This window comes from Chitinophaga sp. OAE865 (genome assembly GCF_040546735.1).
Lineage (GTDB): Bacteria > Bacteroidota > Bacteroidia > Chitinophagales > Chitinophagaceae > Chitinophaga > Chitinophaga polysaccharea_A.
The window spans coordinates 3,586,321-3,610,233 of record NZ_JBEPOF010000001.1; the positions used below are offsets into that span (position 1 = coordinate 3,586,321).

At 46.5% G+C, this 23,913-nt stretch carries 24 protein-coding genes; 9 read left to right on the forward strand and 15 right to left on the reverse strand.

What is annotated here, in order from left to right:
- Window positions 1-6: 6 nt before the first annotated feature.
- From ABIE50_RS14580 to ABIE50_RS14590, 3 genes are read left to right on the forward strand one after another with little or no spacing between them, the layout of a single operon-like run.
- A complete protein-coding gene (locus ABIE50_RS14580) occupies window positions 7-873 on the forward strand; it encodes a DUF1835 domain-containing protein (RefSeq protein ID WP_209860333.1) in 867 nt (288 codons plus the stop codon).
- Window positions 870-1,274: a hypothetical protein gene (locus ABIE50_RS14585; protein WP_209860331.1), complete on the forward strand. Its 405-nt coding sequence runs from the start codon at window positions 870-872 to the stop codon at window positions 1,272-1,274. The genes ABIE50_RS14580 and ABIE50_RS14585 overlap by 4 nt, the downstream gene beginning before the upstream one ends.
- A gap of 17 nt (window positions 1,275-1,291) precedes the next feature.
- Entirely contained in the window at window positions 1,292-3,829 is a 2,538-nt protein-coding gene (locus ABIE50_RS14590) for a DNA gyrase/topoisomerase IV subunit A (protein WP_354028013.1), read from the forward strand.
- Between the two features lie 65 nt (window positions 3,830-3,894).
- Here ABIE50_RS14590 and ABIE50_RS14595 read toward each other — a convergent pair whose 3' ends face one another.
- The 12 genes from ABIE50_RS14595 to ABIE50_RS14650 form a co-directional block, all read right to left on the reverse strand.
- Window positions 3,895-4,320, reverse strand: coding sequence for a MarR family winged helix-turn-helix transcriptional regulator (locus ABIE50_RS14595; RefSeq protein WP_209860327.1), 426 nt, complete (start codon window positions 4,318-4,320; stop codon window positions 3,895-3,897).
- Between the two features lie 12 nt (window positions 4,321-4,332).
- Window positions 4,333-4,704 (reverse strand): VOC family protein, encoded by a 372-nt coding sequence (locus ABIE50_RS14600; RefSeq protein WP_209860325.1) that lies wholly within the window; start codon window positions 4,702-4,704, stop codon window positions 4,333-4,335.
- A 401-nt stretch (window positions 4,705-5,105) separates the two neighbouring features.
- Window positions 5,106-5,495, reverse strand: coding sequence for a cupin domain-containing protein (locus ABIE50_RS14605; protein WP_209860324.1), 390 nt, complete (start codon window positions 5,493-5,495; stop codon window positions 5,106-5,108).
- Between the two features lie 9 nt (window positions 5,496-5,504).
- A complete protein-coding gene (locus tag ABIE50_RS14610; protein ID WP_209860323.1) occupies window positions 5,505-6,476 on the reverse strand; it encodes a hypothetical protein in 972 nt (323 codons plus the stop codon).
- Window positions 6,477-6,502: 26 nt separating this feature from the next.
- Complete coding sequence (locus ABIE50_RS14615) at window positions 6,503-7,024, reverse strand: D-glycero-alpha-D-manno-heptose-1,7-bisphosphate 7-phosphatase (RefSeq protein ID WP_209860322.1); 522 nt, start codon at window positions 7,022-7,024, stop codon at window positions 6,503-6,505.
- Window positions 7,021-7,716: a nucleotidyltransferase family protein gene (locus ABIE50_RS14620; RefSeq protein ID WP_209860321.1), complete on the reverse strand. Its 696-nt coding sequence runs from the start codon at window positions 7,714-7,716 to the stop codon at window positions 7,021-7,023. The genes ABIE50_RS14615 and ABIE50_RS14620 overlap by 4 nt, the downstream gene beginning before the upstream one ends.
- Window positions 7,713-8,291, reverse strand: a complete 579-nt coding sequence (locus ABIE50_RS14625; protein ID WP_142685143.1) for a D-sedoheptulose-7-phosphate isomerase — start codon at window positions 8,289-8,291, stop codon at window positions 7,713-7,715. Before ABIE50_RS14625 ends, ABIE50_RS14620 begins: the two co-directional genes overlap by 4 nt.
- Window positions 8,292-8,318: 27 nt before the next feature.
- Window positions 8,319-9,344 (reverse strand): GHMP family kinase ATP-binding protein, encoded by a 1,026-nt coding sequence (locus ABIE50_RS14630; RefSeq protein ID WP_142685144.1) that lies wholly within the window; start codon window positions 9,342-9,344, stop codon window positions 8,319-8,321.
- A 111-nt stretch (window positions 9,345-9,455) separates the two neighbouring features.
- Window positions 9,456-10,592, reverse strand: a complete 1,137-nt coding sequence (locus ABIE50_RS14635; RefSeq protein WP_209860320.1) for a glycosyltransferase — start codon at window positions 10,590-10,592, stop codon at window positions 9,456-9,458.
- A gap of 29 nt (window positions 10,593-10,621) precedes the next feature.
- On the reverse strand, window positions 10,622-11,620 hold the full coding sequence (locus tag ABIE50_RS14640; RefSeq protein WP_209860319.1) for a glycosyltransferase family 2 protein: 999 nt from the start codon (window positions 11,618-11,620) through the stop codon (window positions 10,622-10,624).
- A 15-nt stretch (window positions 11,621-11,635) separates the two neighbouring features.
- Window positions 11,636-12,172: a DUF4199 domain-containing protein gene (locus ABIE50_RS14645; RefSeq protein WP_209860318.1), complete on the reverse strand. Its 537-nt coding sequence runs from the start codon at window positions 12,170-12,172 to the stop codon at window positions 11,636-11,638.
- A 5-nt stretch (window positions 12,173-12,177) separates the two neighbouring features.
- Window positions 12,178-13,443 carry a dihydroorotase gene (locus tag ABIE50_RS14650; protein WP_209860317.1) on the reverse strand — a complete coding sequence of 422 codons (1,266 nt, stop codon included), beginning with the start codon at window positions 13,441-13,443 and terminating at the stop codon, window positions 12,178-12,180.
- A gap of 153 nt (window positions 13,444-13,596) precedes the next feature.
- Here ABIE50_RS14650 and ABIE50_RS14655 point away from each other — a divergent pair, with 153 nt between their 5' ends.
- Genes ABIE50_RS14655 through ABIE50_RS14665 form a run of 3 tightly spaced genes read left to right on the forward strand, consistent with a single transcriptional unit; the run spans window position 13,597 to window position 16,750 of the window.
- Window positions 13,597-14,544 (forward strand): hypothetical protein, encoded by a 948-nt coding sequence (locus tag ABIE50_RS14655; protein ID WP_209860316.1) that lies wholly within the window; start codon window positions 13,597-13,599, stop codon window positions 14,542-14,544.
- Window positions 14,545-14,580: 36 nt separating this feature from the next.
- A complete protein-coding gene (locus ABIE50_RS14660) occupies window positions 14,581-16,104 on the forward strand; it encodes a DPP IV N-terminal domain-containing protein (RefSeq protein ID WP_354028014.1) in 1,524 nt (507 codons plus the stop codon).
- The gene (locus ABIE50_RS14665; RefSeq protein WP_354028015.1) at window positions 16,085-16,750 is read left to right on the forward strand and encodes an alpha/beta hydrolase family protein; all 666 of its coding nucleotides are present in this window, start codon (window positions 16,085-16,087) and stop codon (window positions 16,748-16,750) included. Before ABIE50_RS14660 ends, ABIE50_RS14665 begins: the two co-directional genes overlap by 20 nt.
- A 314-nt stretch (window positions 16,751-17,064) precedes the next feature.
- Here ABIE50_RS14665 and ABIE50_RS14670 read toward each other — a convergent pair whose 3' ends face one another.
- Complete coding sequence (locus ABIE50_RS14670) at window positions 17,065-18,090, reverse strand: LacI family DNA-binding transcriptional regulator (protein WP_142685151.1); 1,026 nt, start codon at window positions 18,088-18,090, stop codon at window positions 17,065-17,067.
- A 283-nt stretch (window positions 18,091-18,373) separates the two neighbouring features.
- On the opposite strand from ABIE50_RS14670, the gene ABIE50_RS14675 reads away from it, so the two are divergent.
- Window positions 18,374-19,234, forward strand: a complete 861-nt coding sequence (locus ABIE50_RS14675) for an OmpA/MotB family protein (protein WP_142685152.1) — start codon at window positions 18,374-18,376, stop codon at window positions 19,232-19,234.
- Between the two features lie 217 nt (window positions 19,235-19,451).
- Here ABIE50_RS14675 and ABIE50_RS14680 read toward each other — a convergent pair whose 3' ends face one another.
- A complete protein-coding gene (locus tag ABIE50_RS14680) occupies window positions 19,452-22,142 on the reverse strand; it encodes an outer membrane beta-barrel protein (protein ID WP_209860314.1) in 2,691 nt (896 codons plus the stop codon).
- 217 nt (window positions 22,143-22,359) lie between these two features.
- Between ABIE50_RS14680 and ABIE50_RS14685 the strand changes: the two genes are divergently transcribed.
- Both ABIE50_RS14685 and ABIE50_RS14690 read left to right on the forward strand, forming a co-directional pair.
- Window positions 22,360-22,578: a hypothetical protein gene (locus ABIE50_RS14685; protein ID WP_354028016.1), complete on the forward strand. Its 219-nt coding sequence runs from the start codon at window positions 22,360-22,362 to the stop codon at window positions 22,576-22,578.
- Window positions 22,541-22,831, forward strand: coding sequence for a DinB family protein (locus ABIE50_RS14690; RefSeq protein WP_354028017.1), 291 nt, complete (start codon window positions 22,541-22,543; stop codon window positions 22,829-22,831). Before ABIE50_RS14685 ends, ABIE50_RS14690 begins: the two co-directional genes overlap by 38 nt.
- A gap of 49 nt (window positions 22,832-22,880) precedes the next feature.
- Here ABIE50_RS14690 and egtD read toward each other — a convergent pair whose 3' ends face one another.
- Window positions 22,881-23,870: an L-histidine N(alpha)-methyltransferase gene (gene egtD / locus ABIE50_RS14695; RefSeq protein WP_209860312.1), complete on the reverse strand. Its 990-nt coding sequence runs from the start codon at window positions 23,868-23,870 to the stop codon at window positions 22,881-22,883.
- Window positions 23,871-23,913: the final 43 nt, after the last annotated feature.

Sequence of the window (23,913 nt, forward strand, 5' to 3'; positions counted from 1 at the left end):
AGGCATATGGGCTTAATACACATTGTTTTTGGTCAGTCTTCAGTGCCGGTGTTGGCGGAAGCGGTAGCCATGGATGAGAAAATGAACGGAGAGATCCGCTGTTTTGAAGATGATTTGTCCGTTGGTCCGTTATTTATCCTGGACACCAAAGAAGGCCGTGCCGGCCGTCGCCTGTTCTGGCAGCAGCTGGCGGGTATTGAACCGGCAGCACCTGCAGAAGGGGAAGCTCCCGATGCAGCAGAAGCAGCCGGTGATCCTGATGATGCTGATCTTTTCAAATCCCTGAAAGCACAATTAAAGGAAGACCCCGAATTGGAAGTATGGATATGGGCCGGGCAAAACGCCCGCGATGTATGCGGGTATTACTGGCTGGTAAGTCAGCTGTACGACTTTGCAGGGCGTATCCATATAATTTACCTCAACAACCTGCCTTTCCTTAATGAGAAGGGCGCTGTGTTTTATCCTACTCATCTGCATCAGATATTGCCAAAGGAATTTCTGAAGGCGAAGAAACTGGCGCGACCCATTTCACTGGCGGAATATGAACTGGATGGTGATGAATGGCATCGGCTGATGAATGAGAATGCAGGTATCCGTTTACTAGAAGGTGGTAAGAAGATTAAGGGCGAGCCAACTTTGTTTTATGACAAGGAATTACTGGCACAGAGCGGAAAAGAGTTTGTAAAAGCCTGGAAGGTAGTACAGCAGGTAACCGGTAAACTGAAATATCCTGTAATGGACCAGTTCCTGGGCTGGAGATTGAAAGAGCTGATCCGTGAAGGTAAGCTGGAAAGCCGGGGCGATCTGAAAACCATTCGTGATTTTGAAGTGAAGCAACCGGGTGAAACCATTGAAAATCCAACAACCGTATGATAAAGGTAACGCCACTGGAGCTGATGGGCGCTGATGACCGCGGCAGTGGTTATTTCTGGGATTGCAACCGCACGGGTAATTTCCTGGTATGCTACCGGAATGCCGGAAGCAGCAGTGGGCAGCATTATCACGAAGGCAAAAGCGATCATAAAAACCCGGAGGTACTGTACCTGTTTACCGGCAAGGCTGCCATTCACTGGTGTGCATTAGATGGGCACGAAATAGTAACCACGGAAGTAACAGCGCCGGCAAGGGTAGAAGTGCCCGTGAATGTTTGGCATCAGCTGGTAGCCGTTACTGATTGCTGCTTTATAGAACTGAATTCCCTGGAGGATGTACAGAAAGACAGTGTACGTATATGGAGGGAGGATTTTGAAAAAATGATTAACGTAAAACCGTAAGTGTATTATACATGGATATGGAAAATAAAACATCAGACGAATCTCTGCACAATGTCATCCACGTGGGAGGCATGTATGAGAGCTGGTTCCTGGATTACGCCTCTTATGTAATCCTGGAGCGGGCGGTGCCCAGCGTGGAAGATGGGTTGAAGCCCGTACAGCGTCGTATCCTGCACGCCATGAAAGAAATGGACGATGGCCGCTATAATAAAGTGGCTAACGTGATCGGGCAAACGATGCAGTATCACCCGCATGGGGATGCTTCTATCAGTGATGCTATTGTTAACCTCGGACAAAAAGACCTCCTTATTGATACCCAGGGTAACTGGGGAGATGTAAGAACAGGCGATGATGCCGCAGCAGCCAGGTATATTGAGGCCCGCCTGTCGAAGTTTGCACTGGATGTAGCCTTTAACCCAAAAACCACTGCATGGCAGCTTAGTTACGATGGCCGTAAAAATGAGCCGCTGGCCCTGCCGATGAAATTCCCGCTGCTGCTTGCACAGGGAGCAGAAGGTATTGCCGTTGGTTTATCTACCAAAATATTACCACACAATTTTATAGAGCTGATAGACGCATCTATAAAATACCTGCGTGGCAAGAAGTTTGAGCTTTTTCCCGATTTCACCACCGGTGGCATGATCGATATTGCCAACTATAACGATGGTAAGCGTGGAGGTAAGGTAAGGGTACGCGCACATATTGAAGAGAAAGACAAAAAGACGCTGCTGATAAAGGATGTACCTTATGGTATCACCACCACGCAGCTGATGGAGTCTATCGTAAAAGCCAATGACAACGGTAAGATCAAGATCCGGAAAGTAGTGGACAATACCGCTGCGGAAGTGGAAATTGAAGTGCAGCTGGCGCCGGGTATTTCCCCGGATATTACGATAGATGCGTTATACGCATTCACCGACTGTGAAATATCCATTTCGCCCAATGCCTGTGTGATCGTAAATGATAAACCGCATTTCCTCACTGCATCAGATCTGCTGAAAGCTTCTACCGATTATACCAAAGACCTGCTGAAACAGGAACTGGAGATCAGGCTGGCGGAACTGCAGGAAAAATGGCACTATACCTCCCTGGAAAAGATCTTCTTTGAAAAAGGGATCTACAAGGAACTGGAGCAAAAGCATAAGGACTGGGAAACCGTACTGGACGCCATTGATAAAGGATTTACGCCGTATAAGAAACAACTGAAACGCGAGATCAGCCGCGAGGATATTGTGAAACTAACGGAGAAGCCAGTACGCCGTATTTACCGGCTGGATATCAATGAACTGAATGAACAGATCAAAGGTATTGATGCCGAGATCAAGGAAGTGAAGAACAACCTGGCCAACCTTACCGATTATACCGTTGCATATTACGACGGGCTGCTGAAGAAGTATGGTAAGGGCCGCGAGCGTAAAACCGAGATCAAAACATTTGATAATATCCAGGTAGCGCAGGTGGCAATTGCCAATACAAAAATATATGTGAACCGTGCAGATGGTTTCATAGGTACTTCCCTGAAGAAAGATGAATTTGTGGCAGATTGTTCGGACCTCGATAATATCATCGTTTTCCGCCGTGATGGTAAAATGCTGGTGACCAAGGTGGCCGACAAAACCTTTGTGGGCAAGGACATTATTCATGTGGACATTTTCCGCAAGAATGATGAGCGTACTACTTACAACATGATCTATGTAGAAGGTAAAACGGGAGTAAGCTATGCCAAGCGTTTCAATGTAACGGGTGTTACCCGCGATAAGGAATACGACCTGGCGCATAAGGGAGAGAAGAATTCCAAGGTGCATTACTTTTCCGCTAACCCTAACGGGGAAGCTGAAGTGGTAACCATCAAGCTGAGCCCGAACTGCAGTGCGCGTAACAAGGAGTTTGATATGGCCTTTGAAACCATTGCTATCAAAGGACGTAATTCCATGGGTAACGTGGTAACGAAATACCCAATCCGCAGCGTGAAGTTTAAAGAGAAAGGCGTATCCACCCTGGCAGGGCAGAAGATCTGGTATGATACAGAAACCGGCCGTTTGAATACGGAAGAGCGTGGGGTATATATCGGAGCCTTTGAAGGAGACGACAAGATCTTTGTTGCCTTTAAAAACGGTACCTATGAACTAACGAACTATGATCTTACGAACCGCTATGAGTCGAACGACGTAGTATATATTGAGAAGTTCAACCCGGAAAAGACCGTCACGGCCATTTACTTTGATGCCGATAAAAAGCAATTCAATGTAAAACGTTTCCGCATTGAAACGCAGACGTTGAATAATAAATTTAACTTCATCAAGGAGGGTGCGAATAACTACCTGGAAATGGTAACTACGCATACCCAGCCTGTTATCCTGCTGAAAACGGGTAAGAAACGCAGTCCGGAAGAAGAGGAAATCGATCTTTCCGAATTTGTGGAAGTAACCGGCTGGAAGGCGGTGGGAACAAGGATTGCAGGGGAGGACCTGATCAGCGCTGAGTTATTGTCTGAAGATGAGGATCCTGATCCAAATGAAGAAGGGCCCGCAAGTGCGCAGGGAGAATTATTCTAACTGCTTTGCAGAAAATATAAAGCGGATAGCGTTTTGCTATCCGCTTTTTTTGTTTTGTAAGATGATTATACTTTACCACCCAGGTTCCTGATCAACTTTTCCAGGAAGTTGATAGCGGTAAGATATTCTTCTTCTGAGATGCCTTCCATTATCTTTTCGCGGTTTTTCAACTGGAGGGCTTCAATAGCTGCATACTCCTGTTTGCCGGTATCCGTAAACGAATAAAGATCGTTTGTGTGGCAGATCCAGTTACGGGTGAGCAGTGCTTCCAGTACTTCGTCCAGTTCCGCTATGGTGAGGAACCGGCTTACCTGGTGGTAGTAGAGTTCTTTGCTGATCTTCCCGTGTGCATCTATATTTTTCAATACCTGCCAGTGAAACCTGTTGATGCCAAAGGATTCAAAAGCTATGTTGGTGAAATGGGTGATCAGGCAGTCGGCCTCCTTCAGGTACCAGCCGATAGGAAGCTTTTCCATTATTCCGGATTGCATAAGTTTGTTGTTTTAAGCTTTGATGGGGGTGGTTACCTCCACCATAAAGGTGTCAAAAGTGAAATAAAAGCCGAAGGTTTTGCGCATGATCTGCGGCGCCTGTTCCGGTTCGATACCCCCGTTTTTCAATCGGTCCCACATTGTTTTTACGGCTGTTTCATCTTCCAGGTAAAATCCTATATGAAAAACATCCGGGTAAGTATGATTTTCACTCTCATTCATACGCTGGTTCATCAGCACCAGGATAAATCCATCGGAACCGTTTAAAACGGATAGGGTATCGTTCAGCTTTGGGTCGTTGCAGGTAAAGCCGAAATAGGTTTCGAATAATGCACGGGTTGCCGGCACATCTTTTACGCTGAGGTTTAAGTGATTGAGTTGCATTATAGTGTAGTGAGTAAATGAATGTTCGCTCTTTTATAGTGCAAATATAGGAGAATGATTGTTCTTTTAAAGAATTTTTTTTTTGCCGGGAAGGGAAATTTTGCGAAGGTTGTCTGACTCAGGATTATGATGATTTAGCTGATTACGCTGATTTTGTCTTTGGGATTTTTTGGGGGATTTGGGAGATAGCAGTGAAGATCGCCGGGAATGTTGTCTGACTCAGGATTATGATATTTTTGCTGATTACACTGATTTTGTGTTTTGGATTTTTTAGAGATTAGGGGAGATCTACGCAATCCTATTCGCTTTTATCTCCCTCAATTATCTCAAATTCTAAAAAATAAAATCAGTGTAATCAGCGTGATCATCATAATCAGTGTTCCAAGACAATTTCCCGCCGACTAAATACTATCCCGTATGAAATGAGGATCATTCCCCGGTTCCAGGGGAATATAGATCCGTTCCCATTCGTTGCCATCCGTTACTTCCCAGGTATGACCGGGGCCGCTGGTGTCCTCTGCCAAGAGGATAATGCCGGGTTCCAGGATAAAGGTATCGCCATTGGTGACGGTGAATTTCAGCCGGCCTTTCAGCGTTACCACAAACTGCCGCCGTGGAGCCGGGTGGGGAATATTTTCGAGATCACCCGTGCCCGTCTGGCAAAAGAAGTAGTTTGCTTCAATTTTGTTCCGGGTCTGGATCTTACCGGTTTCAAAAGAGCAGTCTGTTTCATTGGTATTGAATAGTCTTATAGCCCTGATAAATGTTGATTCGTTATCCGTTGCTGCCATGTGATGGGTTTATTGTTTTTTCTTTGCCGGTTTCTTTGGTGCTTCCTGTTGAAAATCTTCTGCTGATTTGGGCTGGGTCATGCTTTTCTTCTTCTGGTCCAGCGGTTGCGGTGTGGGAGCGCCTTTCCCAAGAGGGATGGCATCATGGAAAATTTTATTGACGTGCATCCACTTACCCGCCTGCCATTTAAAGCCTTCGTAGTCCATATCGGTTACGTAGGTGAATTTTTTCATGGGCTCATTGGTTTCAGAGATGAGGTGGTCGAACACGATCATATCTAATTCCTTATTGTAATTGAGCGTGGCAGTGCTTTCTTTTTTGTATTCAATGATAAAGCGGTTGCGGGTAGGTTTGGGAGTGCTGTCTTCTGCAAAACTGAAAAATGGCCCGCCCAGTACAGGAACACCGTTTTTAAAAGTCAGCATTTCCACTATTTTCTTCTGGCTGCGGGGATTGTTGGCATCCCAGCCAAAGAGGGTATAATATTCCTTATTGAAGTAATGCCGGTGAACGATGTTATAATACAGGCAACCGAACCAGGATTTATTATCGCTGATGGTATCGGTATTGGTCATATAATCGGAGGCGTCGAACAGGGGGAAGAGCTTGAGCTGTCCGTCGGCGGTATTCATCTGTATAGCACCATAATGCCGGTAGAAGCCATTTTCACGTTCCAGGGCCCAGGTAAAGATCCGGAAGGCGCTATCCTGGGGATACTGGATAGATATTGTTTTCAGGGAATCGAACCTGAAGCGGAAAGAGTATTTTGTTTTCAGGGTTCTTACCAGCAGGGGGATAAATGCTTCAGTAGCGCGTTGCCGGCCATCGTCGCCTTTCCCGTTGAAGATATCTTCGCTGAGTGCCTGTAGCGTGTCCTGGTTAAGGAGCAGCTGTTTCATTCCAGCCGCGTCCGGCTGCTGGGCGAGCGCCAGCAGGGAGGTAATGACCAGGAGCAGTGACAGTAATGGTTTTTTTGCCATATCTATTATACGGTTGCAGCTTATAATTATTGTACAGCCTGTGCAAACTGCAGCAGGTTTTGATATCGCTGATCGATCAGTGGGTGGGGGAACGGCGTTTCAGGCCGGGTAGAGGGGATGAATACGGTTTGCATGCCCAGGCTTTTCCCGAACTGCATATCGCTTAAGGTATTGCCTACCATCACGGAAGTAGTGAAATCAATAGCGGGGAAATCCTGCTTAGCCTGTAACCCCATGCCAGTGGCCGGTTTGCGGCATGGGCTGCTGCTGTCTACATCGGGACAAAAATAAATAGCGTCAATTTTGCCGCCGTTCCTTTCAATTTGCTGCCGCATTTGAGCATGAATTTCCTGTAATCCTTCGGTAGTGAGCAGTCCCCGGCCGATACAACGCTGGTTGGTGATCACAATAATGCGCTCGAAGCGTTTTGCGAGTATGGGCATAGCTGATAACACGCCTTCGCTGAAGTGGAACATATCCGGTCGGAGTACGTACCCGTCGCGGATCTCATCGTTGATTACACCGTCTCTGTCGAGGAATAGGGTCATGATACCAATACTTTTTTTGCTGCTTCGTAATCTTCCGGGATCCCGATATCAATGAAATATGTGTTGCTGATATAGCCGTATAATTTCCCTGCCTGTGCGCCAGGCTCCAGTACTTCTTTTTCAAAGGAAAATTTCTCCGGGAGTGGCAGGCTTTGGAGGAATCCTGCGGAGGTCCGGTAAATACCTCCATTGATCAGTCCTTCTTCCATGAATTTCTTTTCATGAAAATGGGTGATCTGCTGGTGCTCATCCAGTTGTATGCTGCCGTAGCGGTCGAACTGTTGCATGGGTTTCAGAGCCAGCGACAGGGGGCTTTGATGCGATTGGTGGAAATTATTGAAAGCCGCCAGGTTTACATCAAAATAGGTATCGCCGTTAACGATGAAAATTTCGTTGCCTTTCACTGCCTGTAAGGCGTTGATGATACCCCCGCCGGTGCCCAGTGGTTCCTGTTCCACGGTAAAGGATACACGTAAAGGGAGCGATGTGTTGTTGCACCAGCTGATCACCTGTTCAGACAGATAACCGAGCGATAGCACTGCATGTTGAATGCCTTGTTTGTGCAGGTATTGCAACAGGTAATATAAAAAGGGATGCGGCCCCAGCGGAGCCATGCATTTGGGCTTGTCGGCCACTACGCTTCTGAGCCGGGTTCCGAGGCCCCCGGCGAGTACGATACATTCTCCCGTCATGCGCCAAACAGGTTGTTTTCCACTATTTCGCAAATAATATGTCCTACGGTGATATGCGCCTCCTGTATACGCGGTGTATCAGCAGAAGGGATATTGATCAGGTAGTCGCTTCCCTCTTTCATTTTTCCACCGGTACTGCCGGTCATGCTTACCACTATCATTCCCTGTTCCTTTGCCACTTTCATGGCTTCCAGTATATTGGCCGAATTACCGGAGGTAGAAATGCCTACCAGCACATCGCCTTCACGGCCAATACCTTTCAGGATGCGGGCGTATACCTGGTCGTACCCATAGTCGTTGCCCACGGCCGTCATATAAGAAGTATTGCAATGCAGGGCTTCCGCATACAGCGGCATACGGTCTTTATAAAACCGGCCGGAAAATTCTGCGGCCAGGTGTTGCGCATCTGCTGCGCTGCCGCCGTTACCGCAAAAAAGGATTTTATGATCGGTTTGAAGGCTGTGCGTAATCGCTTCCGCTACCAGTTTGATGGTATTTAGCAACGGCTCATCCTGGCAAATGGCTTCCTTCACAGTGATGCTTTCCCGGATCTTATTGGCAATGAATTGTTTCATCAGCAGAAATTTTTGATTTGTTAAACCTTAAATGCTCCACGTTTGAATGCCGTGATTGGTAAAGGTATATCGTTTTACATCTCCGCCAAAACCGCTAAGTGCATCTACCACGGCAAAGCGGGTATTTTTCGGGCAATAGAAGATCATGAACCCGCCTCCGCCTGCACCTGAAATTTTACCACCGCTGGCGCCGGCTTTGCGGGCTGCTTCGTAAATTTCATCGAGCTGGGGATTGGTAATGCCATGGGCCATCTTCTTTTTATTTTCAAAGCCATAGTTCAGGATCTCACCGATCTTATCGATAGTCCCCCGCAGCAGTGCTTCTTTCATCATTATTGCCTGCTCTTTCAGCTGGTGCATGGCTTCTATGGAATCATCTTTTTTATCCGTAACATTTTTTTGTTGTTCTGAGATGATGGTGGAAGATAAACGGCTGGTAGAAGTATAAAACAATACCAGGTTATTTTCCAGTTCGTGGAGGTTTACTTCTTTGATGCGCAGCGGGTTTACAATCACCTTATCGCCTTTATAAAACTCCATGAAGTTAACGCCTCCGAAGGTAGCCGCGTATTGGTCCTGTTTACCACCGGCCTGGTTCAGGTCTTCCCGTTCAATAGAATAGGCGAGATGGGCCAGGTCGTATTCTCCCAGTGGCAGCTTCAGCCATTCCGCAAATGCGCCCAGCACGGCCACCACGAGGGTGGAAGAGGTGCCGAGGCCGGAGCCGGCAGGTGCATCTACAAAGGTGGTAAGTTTAAAACCGGTAGCCGGTAAGGAGCCATAATCTTTTTGCACGCGGTTGATCACGCCTTTCAGGATATCCAGTTTACCGTCTAACGGCAAAGGGTATACGGCATCGTAGGTGGCTGTTTCCCTTCTGTCGGCGCAATCGAACACCACCTGCCCATTTTGCAGGGGCTCTATGGATGCGCGTGCATAGAGGGAGATAGTGGCGTTGAGGATGGCGCCACCATATAAATCCGAATATGGACTTACATCTGTGCCACCACCGGCAAGGCCTATACGTAAAGGTGCTTTGCTTCTGTAAATCATGCTGCTTTGTTTTAAGCAGGAGGTTGAAAGCAGAAAGCTATTGAAGCGACTAACAGTGTTAAACAATATCTACAATTATCAATCGCTTCAATAGCTTTCTGCTTTCTGCTTTCAACCTTCTGCTGCTAAAATATGAATTTCTTTTGCCAGTCGCGCCCAGGAATACTGCAGTTTTTCTTTCCGGAGGGCTTCCACCATATCAGCTTCGCGGTTCTCCACGAAGTATTTTTCGATGGCGGCGGCAATAGATGCCGGGTCCGGTTCTGCCTGGAAACCCACTATGCCATCGGGCACCATTTCCACGAGGCCGCCCACATTGGTTACCACCATGGGTTTTTCAAAGTGGTAAGCGATCTGCGAAATGCCGCTTTGGGTGGCGCTTTTATAGGGTTGTACCACCAGGTCGGCGGCACAGAAATAATTCTTAACGGCTTCGTTGGGAATGAAATCGGTATGCATCAGCACCCGGTCGCCCAGTTGTAATTTATTCAGCAGGTCCAGGTAAGGCGTGGCATCTTCATAGTATTCTCCGGCTACAATGGCATGAACATCCAGCTTTTTCAGTCTTTCGTCTGCCATTGCCTGCAACAGCAGGTCCAGCCCCTTATACTGGCGGATAAAGCCAAAGAAGAGAATGTATTTTTTGCCCGGGATAAGTTTCAGCTGTGCACGGGCTTCTTCTTTGGAGATAAGGGCGCCGTAGTTATCGTAAATAGGGTGGGGAATGAGCGATGCCTTTTTTACCGGTTCAAATACCCGCAGGTCGTTGAGCACCGACTGGCTCATGGCAATAAAAGCATCTACCGGTTTCAGGAAATACTTTGTAAAGGCCACATCCCCGGGTCTTTTTTCATGGGGTACCACGTTATCGAGCACGGCAATTACCCTGGTATGTTTACGCTTGCCCAGTCGCAGGAGAGAACCTAATGCAGGCCCCATAATAGGCAACCAGTATTTAGTGATGATGATATCGGGGTTCATTTTCCGGATCTTCCGTCCTGTAATTAACCAATTCAGTGGATTTACGGAATTGATCAGCCGTTTGATGCGCAGATGCGCCGGAGCGGGATCTGTAGAGAACTGGCTTTTCCCCGGAAAAAAGAGTTTGGGGTACTGGATGGTAAAGGTCCATATTTCCACGTCGTCTGTTTGCTGGAGCTCTTCTGCCAGTCGCTCGTTATAAGCAGCCAGCCCACCCCGGAAAGGGTAGGCTGTTCCCAGAATAAGTATTTTCTTTTTGTTAGCCATAGATTAGATACGAAATGTGAAGGAGAGGATCAGTGTCTGCGGTTGTGTTGGTGCGATAACTGCCATTCCTCCTCCGTAACATTGCTGGTATGGTCCATCCGTTCTTCCACCAGGTAGGAGTTGCGTTCGGTGGCATTACGTGTTACCAGCTCGCCGATAAAACCGGTGAGGAATAACTGTGAACCGATGATCATACAAAGCAGCCCGAAATAGAACAGGGGCCTGTCTGTCATGTTTACCTTGTCAAAGAATATTTTCGCCAGCGCCAGGTAAGCGGCTACTACAAAACCCACGAAGAAAGAGAGAGACCCAAGTGCGCCGAACAGGTGCATGGGGCGTTTACCAAATTTACCGATGAACATAATGGTGGCCAGATCCAGGAAACCGTTGATAAAACGTTCCAGTCCGAATTTGGTGACGCCGTATTTACGGGCGCGGTGCTCCACTACTTTTTCCCCTATTTTACGGAAGCCGTTCCATTTTGCAATAACAGGAATATAGCGGTGCATTTCGCCGTATACTTCTATTGATTTCACTACTTTTTTACGATAGGCTTTTAGACCGCAGTTCATATCGTGCAGTTTTACGCCGCTCATGCGGGTAGTAGTATAGTTGTATAATTTTGAAGGAATGTTTTTGGTAAAAGTATTATCGTAACGTTTCTTTTTCCATCCGCTCACCAGGTCGAAGCCTTCCTCCACGATCATGCGGTAGAGCTCCGGTATTTCGTCGGGGCTATCCTGCAGGTCTGCGTCCATGGTGATTACCACATCGCCCTGTGCCGCATTGAAGCCTTCGTTGAGGGCGGCCGACTTACCGTAGTTGCGCTGGAACTTGATCCCTTTGATAAGAGGGTTCTGCGCAGCCAGTTGTTGTATAACAGCCCAGGAGTCGTCGGTACTGCCATCATCTACCATCCATACCTCGTAGGTAAAGTGGTGGGCATTCATCACTCTTTCGATCCATGCGGCAAGTTCCGGTAAGGATTCTTCTTCGTTTTTTAAAGGAACGATTACGGATATGTTCATCTTTATAGAATAGTATTATTGTAGTGGTCTTTCAACTGGTTTTTTGCGAATGATCAGTGAAATGATCGCTGCTATCGCAAAATAGAATATTATTCCTTTCAGGAAGTCCATGAATGATTTTTTAATCCCGACGTTGAAGTCGGTTTTACTTAATTCATCCAGCTGTTTATCAATTTCTTCCTGTGGTGCTTTGAATCTGTGCATCCATTTTTCTGTAGATTCCAGCAGATTATCTTTCAATGCATCCACGAGCTTCGGATCAATATATTTATAGAGCACATACTGGTAAACAGTAAGGATAGCCGTTCCGATGATAAACGTTGTAAATATAGGTTTCAGTGCTTCTTTGAAACTGATATATCCTCCCTGTTGTTTTTTTACCTCAAGGCCGGCGAATATGGCAATGACAATAAAAACGGCCAGCTGCAATACGCTGTTCCACCAGGAAAACAATACAGATGGTCCGGCGATGTAGGTGATAACATTCAGGAATATCAGTGATATACCGCCCACTACGCCCCATAACAGGCCCGGGTTAGAACTTTTCTGCATATAGGTTAATTATTTATATGAAAAACAGGTCCATTCACTGTGGCATGTACTTTCCCCTTCAGTTGCTCGCCAATATACGCTGAATTTTTGGACCGGGAAGCGATGTGGGCTTTAGTGAACTGCCAGCTGGTTTCCGGGTCGAACACAGTAAGGTTGGCTGCGGCGCCTTCCTGCAGGGCAGGTTGCGGCAGGCCGAATATTTTTCTCGGGTGGGTAGTAAGCATATTGATCAGCTGTTCCAGCGGGAGCTGTGGCAGGTATTGCCGTAACACGCCGAAAGCGCTTTCCAGGCCGATCATTCCATTTTTTGCGTATTCAAATTCCACCTGCTTGGCGTCCCAGTCCTGTGGTATATGATGTGTAGCGATGCAGTCGATAGTGCCGTGTAAAACTGCTTCCTGCAGGGCTTTTACATCGTCTGCACTGCGCAGCGGCGGGTTTACCTTCAGGTGGGTATCGTAATTAATGAGTTGTGCATCTGTTAATGAGAGATGGTAAGGCGTTACAGAGCAGGTAACTTTGATACCATCAGCTTTTGCCGCAGCGATCAGCTCCACTGATTTGCGGGTACTGATGCCGGTAAAGTGGATCCGTGAATCAGTGTATTTGGCCAGTTCCAGGTCGCGCTGAATAATCAGTTCTTCCGCCAGGGCGGGTTTACCGGGCATTCCCAGCTGCGTGGAATAGATGCCTTCGTGCATCAGTCCATGCGCAGAAATGCTTTGATCGTCCGGCAGTTGTATGAGGGTACCGTCGAATGCCTTGATGTATTGCAGGGCTTTGAGCATTAGGCCGGGTGATTGTAAAGCTTTGAAGCCATCAGAGAATGCAATGGCCCCTGCCTGCTGCATTTCATACATTTCTGCAAGGCCGGCGCCTTCCAGGTTTTTGGTGGCTGCGCCAATTGGCAATACCGTGGCTGCCGAATGACGGGACCTGCTCAGCACGTATTCGATTTGCGGTTTGGTATGCAGGGCGGGCTGGGTATTGGGTACTATCATTACGGTGGTGAATCCGCCGGTGGCAGCAGCCCTGATGCCGCTTTGCAGGTCTTCTTTATGTTCCTGGCCGGGATCGCAGAAATGAGCGAAAACATCCATCCAGCCGGCGGAAACATGCAGGTTGTTACCTGAAATGACCGTTGCCCGGGCATCTTCGAGGTTATTGCCAACCTGCTGAATGATCCCGTTCTGGATAGAAATGTCTTTTTGCTGCCCGTGCAAAGGTGAAGAAGGCGCTATGATCTTAACGTTCTTGAGTAGTATGTGCATGCTTTACGTTCTATAACCGGTCCTAAAATACAGGGGCAAATGTAACATAAAACTGTTAATTGTTGAAGACGCCGCGCCCCTGCTTTCCGGGAGCGTTGTTCAGGTTGGTATGATAATTGAAAATGCAGGGGTAGCAGATCAAAATTACTACTGATGATTGACTATCTTTCTAACCTCGTAGCCCGGATATGCGACCGCTCAGATCAATTGCATAACGGCCAGACAACCAGCTGGCAGGCCCTTCGCGAAGCAGAACAACTCGCTAATCACGCTTATATACCCCTACTTTATCAATACATTGAGCAGGAGCCCGACAAAGATAAGCGCCGTGCCGCCTGTTTTATTATCACTCAACTTTCCAGGAATACCAACGATCCCGAAGTAATACGTTTTTTGCTGGACAGGATAAGGATAGAGCAGGATGCAGATATGATCACTGCCATGCAGCAGGATCTCGAACGCGGACTGGCCATACCGGGTTATATTAACCTGGAACCCTTGTTTAACAATACCCTTTCACTTAACAATAATATACGCAGGTCGGCGCTCCTGGCCCTGAGAGGCACCCGTCATCCTTCCGTGGAAGACTGGGCCCTGAACCTGCTCAAGCGCACCGTAAATGAATATGATATCTATTATATCACCCTGCTGCTCCATAAAGTAGGTACCCAGAAAAGTGTGCCCGCACTGCGCAGGCTCCTGGAATATCACCGGCAGGATGTAAAAAGCCTGGCCTTTGCGGCTATCGCGGATATTGAAAAAGAGAAGGAAGCAATGTTTTATACCCGCTGCCTGATGCGGGGACAACTGAAGTTTGAAGCGATGGAGGCTATTTATAAGTATGCCGACGAAAACGCTATCCAGGCAGTAACTGCGCGTATTACCGAATTGTTATCAAAAAGACGTAGTAACGCCAGGATGACCATAGAAACCGTCAAGAACGGGTTTACAGACCTGATGCTGGGCATGGAATTCCTGTTCCGTTTCCGCACGGTGAAAGCAGATGTGAAAAAAACATTCTCCTGGATCACAGAAAAAAGGGCCGATTACCTGCTACCCGAAGAAAGGGAATGGGTGAAAAAACATCTTGTGAGCGCTTAACGGGTAAAACCTTAATTTAGCTCTCCAAAAAGAAGGATGAAGAAAGCTTTCCTATTGCTTTTGACAGGATGGATAACGGGCGGGCTGCAATACACCTATGCACAGCAACGTCAGTATACAATGGCCGAAGCCACCAATGGTCTCCGCCAACAGCTGGCTCCTGAACGGCTAAAACAGTTTGAATGGATTCCAGGCGAAAATGCCTACACAAGGGTATTATCTGAAAAAGATAATTATGTCTGGATAAAAGTGACCCTTCCCGCCGGCAAAACTGATACCCTGCTTACACTGGCTCGCCTCAACGAACAATTATTTTCTTCCAGGCCATTGAGAGGCATACCTCCGCTTCAATGGATCTCCGCTACCAACGCCTGGTTTGCCATTGGCAATACACTTTATAAAGGACAACTGCAAAATGGGCGCATGCTGTTCAGCCAATGGTGTGAATTACCGGAGGACGCAGAAAATGTAACCGTGAGCCCCAAGGGCGGGCAGATTGCCTGGACCGAAAAAAACAACCTTTTTATCCGTACTGCTGAAGGCAATGTGCAGGCCGTTACCAACGACGCCGATATCAATATTGTGAATGGAAAAAGCGTTCACCGCGAGGAATTTGGCATCGATAAAGGTATTTTCTTCTCCCCGAAGGGCGATCAGCTGGCCTTTTATCGCATGGATCAGCGGATGGTAGATGATTATCCTGTTATCGACTGGTCGGTAACCCCTGCGCGTAATACCAATATCAAATACCCGATGGCAGGTGGTAAATCCCACGAAGTAACACTCGGTATTTATCAGCCATCTACCCAAAAAACTATTTTCCTGAAAACCGGCGGACCGGCAGATCATTATCTCACCTGTGTTACATGGGCCCCCGATCAGCAATCCGTATATATAGCGCTGCTGAACCGCGAACAGGATCATTTATGGCTGAACCAATACAGCGCCGTTACCGGTGAACTGGTAAAAACGCTGTTTGAAGAAACAGATCCAAAATATGTACATCCTACTCACCCGCTGACTTTTATTCCCGGCACACCAGACCAGTTTATCTGGTGGAGCGAAAAAAGCGGCTATAATCATCTCTATCTCTATAATACGAAGGGGGAGCAGCTGCGGCAGATCACCGCAGGTAATTGGGTGGTGAATGAAATAACAGGTTTTAATACGAAGAAGAATGAGATCATCTTTACGGCTTCCAAAGAAAGCCCGATGGAAAAGCATCTCTATAAGACCAGCTATAAACAGAAAACGTCAGATCTTACCCGGCTGGATAAAGCCGCAGGGTGGCACGATGCACAAGCCAGTGAAGATGGCAGTTATGTGCTGGATGCTTACAGTTCCGGCACCACACCTTATATGGCAGGAATAACTGCTACCAATGGTAAGTTTGAACAAAATATAATCACTGCGGCCGACCCGCTGAAAGATTTCCTGCGCCCGCAGATCAGGCAGGTAACCCTGAAAGCAGACGATGGCACGCCTTTATATGGTAAACTGATCCTGCCGGTGAATTTTGATTCCCACCAAAACCTACCCGGTGATCGTATACCTGTATAACGGTCCTAACGTACAACTGATCCGCAATACTTACCCTTACAGCGGCAACCTTTGGTATGAATACATGGCGCAACATGGTTATGTGATTTTTACCATGGATGGACGGGGTAGTGATAACCGTGGAAAAGCATTTGAACAGGCTACTTTCAGACAGCTGGGCACCGTGGAAATGAACGACCAGCTACAGGGAGTGGCTTATCTGAAATCGTTGCCATATATTAACCAGCAGAAAATGGGTGTACACGGATGGAGCTTCGGTGGTTTCATGACCACATCGCTGATGCTGCGTCATCCGGGAGTGTTCCAGGCTGCAGTGGCCGGGGGACCGGTGATCGACTGGAGCATGTATGAAGTGATGTATACCGAACGTTATATGGATACGCCGCAGGAGAACCCGGAGGGCTATGCTAACTCCAACCTGCTTACACAAACGAAACATCTGCAGGGAAAACTGATGCTGATACATGGCACCAACGATGACGTTGTGGTTTGGCAGCATTCGCTGAAGTTCCTGAAAGCTTGCGTAGACAATGAAGTACAGGTAGATTATTTTGTTTACCCCGGGCATTTACATAATGTTTTGGGAAAAGACAGGGTTCACCTGATGCAGAAGATCACTGATTATTTTGACGCGAACCTGAAATAAATTTTTTCATTTTTGAGTAAAGCGAAGATCATAGCTATGATCTTCGCTTTACTGTTTTATACGGAGGAGGTATTGAACAGATGGGTGTTGCAACAATGATCAAAACAGCTGAAAACAGGCGTTACGCAAACGCTTGCGCGGATAACGCAAGCGTTTGCGTATATGGAATTCCAAAAAAATCATGTAGAATCGTTGTAGCAATTAATCAGAAAGTGAACTAAGCTGGAAAAGCAGCAATTATAGACAGCGAACAATGAAGTCGAGTAACCTGCCACGGTGAACAGCTGTGGCAAGGTTATCGATAAGATAATACCTCACCGGTGATGTATCACCAGCTGCGACTCCATGATAGTGCGTTGATAATCATTCAAGGCATGTTCCCCGTTCAGGAGTGACAATAACATATTAGTAGCCGCCTGGCCCTGTTCATAAGGGAACTGCTCCACAGATGCAGCAGGGGGGAAGGCCGTATACCCGCTTACCGGTGTATTGGCGTAAGATACAAAAGTTATATCCTTATTTATTTCCAATTTTTGTTTCAGGGCATATTGTACGGCATCCATGGCTACATAGTCGTTGAAAGTAACGATAGCGGTTACCTTTCTTTTGAGCGACAACAGGTATTGCATGGCTTGTTCCGTACCGGCGGTAGTGAGGTCGGCATTGACGATCATTTTGGGATCGTATTTCAGGCGGTGTTTCTGCAGCGCCCTGATATAGCCGGTAGCCCTTTCTTTGCTGGCCACCATGGTTTCGGGGCCGTTGATCATACCAATTACGCGGTGGCCTTGCTTCAGCAGGAAATCTACTGCCTGCACGGTGCCCGATTCCAGGTTAATAGACACTGAATGCATATTCGGAAGGGCGGGAATACGGTCAAAGAAAACTACCGGGATGCGCGCCTGTTGCAGCATTTCAAAATGTTCATAGTTGCTGGTATTTTTCCCGATAGATACAATACAGCCATCCACCCGGTGCTGTTTCATGCTCTGGATGATCTGTTTTTCACGGGCCTCATCGTCGTGCGACTGACCCAGCAATACAGTGTAGTTATTGCTGTATGCGGTGTCTTCAATACCACTGATAGCGCTGGCAAAAAATGCTTCCGACAGTTCCGGTAAAAGGATGCCTATAGTAAATGTTTTACCCTGCTGGAAGTAGATCGCCGTTTGGTTGCGCTCATAATTCAGCTCCGCAGCCAGTTCCTTTACCCTGGTTTTGGTTCTTAATCCAATACTGTGATGATCATGTAATGCCCGTGATACTGTAGATACAGAGATGTTTAGCCTTTTTGCAATTTCCTTTATTGTTGGTTGACCCGAAGAAACCACCTTTCTCATACATTTCAGCAATTAATAGAAAATAGATACAGCGTATACTCTGCCGGACAAGTTACTTAGATATTGGAAAACATTAACTTTTTTTTATGAATAAGGCTTCTTGTAAGACAACGGCTATAATATTTTATATGTGTCAACATCTATCCTCTTGTGAATTCTAACAATGTTCTAACGGACTGAGGGGGGCTTCGGCCTGCTATTTGCTATGGAGGGGTTGCTTTCCCATTGTATCCCCCACTGTTTATATATGCTTAATTATTAGATTATTAAAAAGTGTAATTTTATGAAAATAGCACAATTAGCCTTGCCGGTAGCTTTAGTAACCATTTTTGCTTCCTGTTCTGCTCCCCGGAAATTAAGGGAGTCGCAGGCGAGGAATGCGCAACTCGATAGCCTTTACCGGGCTACATACGGTAAGTTGAGAACCTGTGAAGAAGATGCTGCCCGTGCCGCTGCCTCTTACAAAGAAAAAGTGACGAATTTAACCGAGCAACAGGAGCAACTGAAAACCAATAACTCCCAGATGCTGGATCACCTGAAAGAATTATCCGTTATCTCCAACTCCCAGGCTGAAAGTATCAAGAAATCGCTGGATAACATCGGCGCTAAAGACGCCTATATTAAAGACCTGCAATCTGCCATTGCCCGTAAAGACTCTCTGAATATGCAGCTGGTAATGAACCTGAAGGGCGCTATTGGCAATATGGATGATAAAGACATTAATATTAAAGTGGATAAAGGCGTAGTATATATAGATATCTCCGATAAACTGCTGTTTAAAAGCGGTAGTTATGAAATCAATGAAAGAGCCAAAGAGGTACTGGGTAAAGTGGCCAAGGTGCTGATTGCCCAACCGGATATTGAGTTTATGGTGGAGGGGCATACCGACAATGTGCCTTACCGTCCGAATGTATTGCTCGACAACTGGGATCTGAGCGTGAAGAGAGCTACCTCTGTGGTTCGTGTGCTTCAGAACCAGTATAATATTCCCCCAGCCCGTATGACTGCCGCCGGCCGGAGCGAGTACCTGCCAATAGCTTCCAATGATACCGCAGAAGGTAAGGCAGCGAATCGCAGAACAAGGATCGTGATATTACCACAGCTGGATCAGTTTTTCAAATTACTGGAAAAACCGGCGAATTAAGCTGGTTTTGCCTGACGCGGATTTTGTCTGACTCAGGATTATGATGATTTTGCTGATTTTTTTATAAAATAATAAGGGAGATAAAAACGGTGGTCCATCCGCTTTTATCTCCCTTATCTGTTATTAAACAATCGTAAAAAAGTAATCAGCAAAATCATCATAATCCTGAGTCAGACAAAATCCGCGTCAGACAAAATCCGCATATCGGCGAAGGCGATCAAAGCTTACTTTTTTTACCAAAGAAGTAAGAAAGGCTCAACATATAATACTGTGTAAGAACGGCATTGCGCTGCTGTTCTATATAGGTAGGCGATTGCATGGTGAGCAGCGATTGATTTTGCCTGGTGAGATCATAGGCGTAAAGTTTCGCCTGGAAGCTTTTGTTTTTCCCGAAAGTTTTAGCCACCCAGCTGTTGAGCACCACGAACTGCTGGTGCTGGCTGGTGTTGTTAAAATAAAGAACAGCGCTGCCGATACTGATATCTGCCGGAAGAAAAGCATTCGCGGAGAGAGATACATTATACATCAGGTAATCGCTGTGTTTATTATCCTGGATAGCATAAACGCTGCTGATGTATAGCATGCTTACAAATCCTTCCAGTTCAAGCACTTTTTTATACATCCAGGAGCTGTTCAGCATTTGAGTGACCGTCAGATCACTGGTGCGGTTTTTTTCCTGGTTGATAAACGAATTACTGCGGTTGAAATAATAGGACAGGGAATAGTTGACCGTTACCGCAGGTTTGTTAAACCGTTTGCCTATTGAAAAGTCCTGATTGATACTGAAGTTGCCTTCTGTATTTACAGGTTTACTGATCTGCCGCCCGGCGGAATCAGAGTAAACCGATTGTGAAATGGCATTATTGGGCAGGTCGCCGCCGATGCTGGTACTGAAGGTAATTCCCGTTACGCTGAATGAACGGTAACCAAAAGACGCGGAGTTATAAATAGATGGCTTCAGATCCGGGTTGCCAAGTTGTATATATAAAGGGTTCCGGGTGGATACTACCGGCAGGTACACACTTGGCGGAGGGATACGTGTTTCCCTGTTAATTCTCAGATCCAGGCTTTTGTAATTATCAATTTTATAGGAAAAGGAGAGGTTGGGCGACAGGTAATTTATTTTTTGCAGGAAATTGTTTCCGTTAGTGAAGTTATTGCTTTTAGAATCGGTGATGTTATAGGCAATATTCAGCTGGCCCTGTATTTTTGTTTTATTAAGAAAGATACCGGTACCTATCGATTGCTCAGTGATCTCATTTTTAAACCGGTAGCTGAGATCATTGTTTACAATATCATATCCCTTTTTTTCATTGTCGAAGTCAAATGCATCCTGGTTATTTTTTGTCCGGTTGTTGGTGATCTTATAAGATACATTCAGATATATAGAAGGGAAGAGCGGATACTGGTAGTTAGCCCGGGCCATCAGTTTCCGTACATTGATCTTCATGTTCACCTGCTGGTTGAGCGTATCCGACAGGTTCGCTGCAGCAAGGGTATTCAGCGTAATATTGTTTTGATCACTTCTGGAATTATTCTGTTCAACATTGAGCGAAAGGCTTACGCTTCCTGCCTTTGGACTGAACTGATGATTATACTGTGTGGTTATATTGAAATTACTGTTCCTTCTTTTTTCCCTGTTGCTGGTGTTACCAAAATTGATGGTGTCGTTACTTTTCCCGCCGGTAGAAATATATTTATTCAGGGCATTGTAGGTATTGGTTTGCCGGTTGACCGACATATCTACGGAAATAAAATTTTTTTCATCCGGCTGTATGGTCATGTTGGCAAACATGATGTTCAGGTCGGCGGTGCTTGTGGAGGTATTGTTATTGTTGTACCGGAAGTTACTGTCCGGAAGGATATTATCGCGTTGCTGCCATTGGTGGTTGTCCGTGTTATGGCCCTGGTGCACAAAATTGGCGTTTAGTTTTATTTTTTTGGAGATATCAGTAGCAAGGTTGGCGCTGAGGTTGTTCCTGTGGGAAATACCGCCCATCATGGCTTCCGCCCTGCTCAGGTTTTCGTCGGTAGAGGAAGGGCCGCGGGAGGAATTGATGTTATTGATATAACCCATTACCATTGCCTGTTTGGTATCCCTGAACATGTTTGCACTGGCAGCTGCGCTGTATCGCTTGCCGGTAGCGTAGCCCGCGCCGGCAGTACCATTGATCCCTTTTTTATATTCCTTTTTAACAGTGATGTTGATCACCTTTTCATCTTTGCTGCCCTCAATGAGCCCATCTACTCTTTTCCGGTCGATGACCTGTATTTTATCGACAATATCTGCCAGGAGGGTTTGAGTGATTTTTTTTGTACTGCCTGAGGAGCCACTGGCATCCTGAAACAGCGGCCTCCCGTTCACCAGGATGGTCTTTATGGCCGTACCCTGGAAAGAAAGATTACCTTCCGCATCGATAGTGATCCCGGGAAGTTTATTCAGCAGGCTTCTCAGGGAAGCATTTTCGGCCGTCTGGAAATCGCCGGCGGAGAATTCAACCGTATCTTTCCGTATGGTGAAGGCCGATTTGTTTACCTTTACATTAATGCTGTTCAGCTTTATGGGATTGCGCTGCAGGCCTGAATTGCGGAGATCCAGCTGGAATATCTTGGCAGATCTTTCCGAGATGATAACAAGCGTGGTGACGGCATCATATCCCATAAAACTGATCGTGAGCCGGTAGTTGCCCACGGGTATTTTTTTGAGAACAAAATCCCCTGCATCGTTGGTGATGCCTTGGGCTATAAGAACGGATCTCTCTGCGGTATAAAGCAGCACGTTGGCTGCCGATAATGGTTTCCTGGTGTCTTTATCATACGCATGGCCCTTTATTTCTCTTTGTGCTGAAAGTGTTAAATGAATTCCTATCAGCAATACGGTTAACGTTAATGCGTAGTATTTTGCCATGCGGAGGATATTGGTTAATTCGGTACAATATCGCATTGAACCATTCTCATTCCGTTAACCAATACCAAACATTGTCGTTCTGGTTAAATAATTATTAATAAGATAAACAGATTAACAATTTATTTACAATTATGGAAAGATGATTACTGGAGTATTTTTTGATGGTTGATTTTCTTTTTGTTTTAAGAATCCTGGTGAAAAATTAAATTACTATTTTATGAATACAGCTCCGTTAGTAAAATCGTTGAAGGACATGCTGCTCAAACCTAATGCACACGTAACTTTCAGCGATTCGGTAAAGAAATTGCCTGCCAATCTCAGGGGAGTAGTGCCTGAGGGCATGCCATACAGCATCTGGCAACTGGTAGAGCATATCAGGATCACGCAGTACGATATCCTTGATTTCTCCAGGAACCCCAATTACAAAAGAAATTGAGTGGCCGAAGGATTACTGGCCGGAAGAAACAGCTCCCGGGAGCGACGCTGCCTGGAAGCATAGTGTGGAGCAGGTAGAGAAGGATCTGCATGCTTTTATTGAGCTGCTGGAGAAGAGCGACGACCTGTTTGCTCCTTTCCCGCATGGCAGCGGACAGCATCTATTCCGGGAAGCCGTATTATTGCTGGACCACACCAGTTATCATACCGGTGAAATTGTGACACTCAGGCGAATGCTGAATGCCTGGCCTTAATGCATTCCGTATGAAACAATGACGCCCGGGCAATGCCGGGCGTCATATCTTAAATACATTTCCAAAGGCAATCGGTGAACCAATGCTTGTGGTCGAAGAAGCGGGCCACCGGCCTGAAGCCGGCAAAGGCTGCCAGCTGGTCTGTTTCTTCCAGGCTGTACTTCTGCGAAATTTCCATGTAAATGGATTCATTTTCCTTGAAGGTAATAGTTACGTCTTCCCCGATATGCACCTGCTGGTTTTCCAGGCTTATCAGGTAGCTTTTACAGGCGCCTGTAACCGGATCGTAGGTGGGGAAATGCTCAAATTTTGATACATCAAAATCTGCATACAGTTCCCTGTTGATCCGTTGCAGGAGGTTGAAATTAAATGCACGGGTGATCCCTGCGGAATCGTTGTAGGCATTCAGGATCACCTGCGGATGTTTTTTAAGATCAAAGCCAGTCAGCAGCAGGTCGCCGGGCTGCAGGTATTGCCGCAACTGCTGGCAGAAGCTGCGGGCGGCGCTCACACTGAAGTTGCCGATATTGGCGCCCATAAAAAGCAGCACTTTCTTTTTAGCGGTTACCTTATTGGCCTGCTGCAGCATATGGAAATACTCGCCGTTCAGGCCATGCAGTTGCAGGCCGGGCACCTGCGCGGGGAGATTTGCTTCCAGCTGCGCAATTACATTGGCGGATATATCGATCGGAAAATACGTATAGTCGATATTGTTACTGATCAGCTGTTGCAGCAGGTGAATGGATTTGGTGGCATCGCCTGCGCCCAGTTCCACTACGTCAAACTCGCCGGCATATAACTGTAACGCCTGTACTATTTGTTCAGATTGTTCGCGAAGGATTTCCATTTCGCAACCCGTTAAATAATATTCATGGCATTGCATGATCTGCTGAAAGAGCGCATCTCCCGCTGCATCATAAAAATATTTCGGGTCAAGATATTTCTGTGGTGCGCTGAGGCCCTGCACCACATCATGATAGAAGATACCTGTGGCTGGTTTACGCCTGCCTGGTACAAGTACACTTGGAATTACAGTCATACCTATTTTTTGATGTACTGAATGTAGATCTCTGGAGATCCGG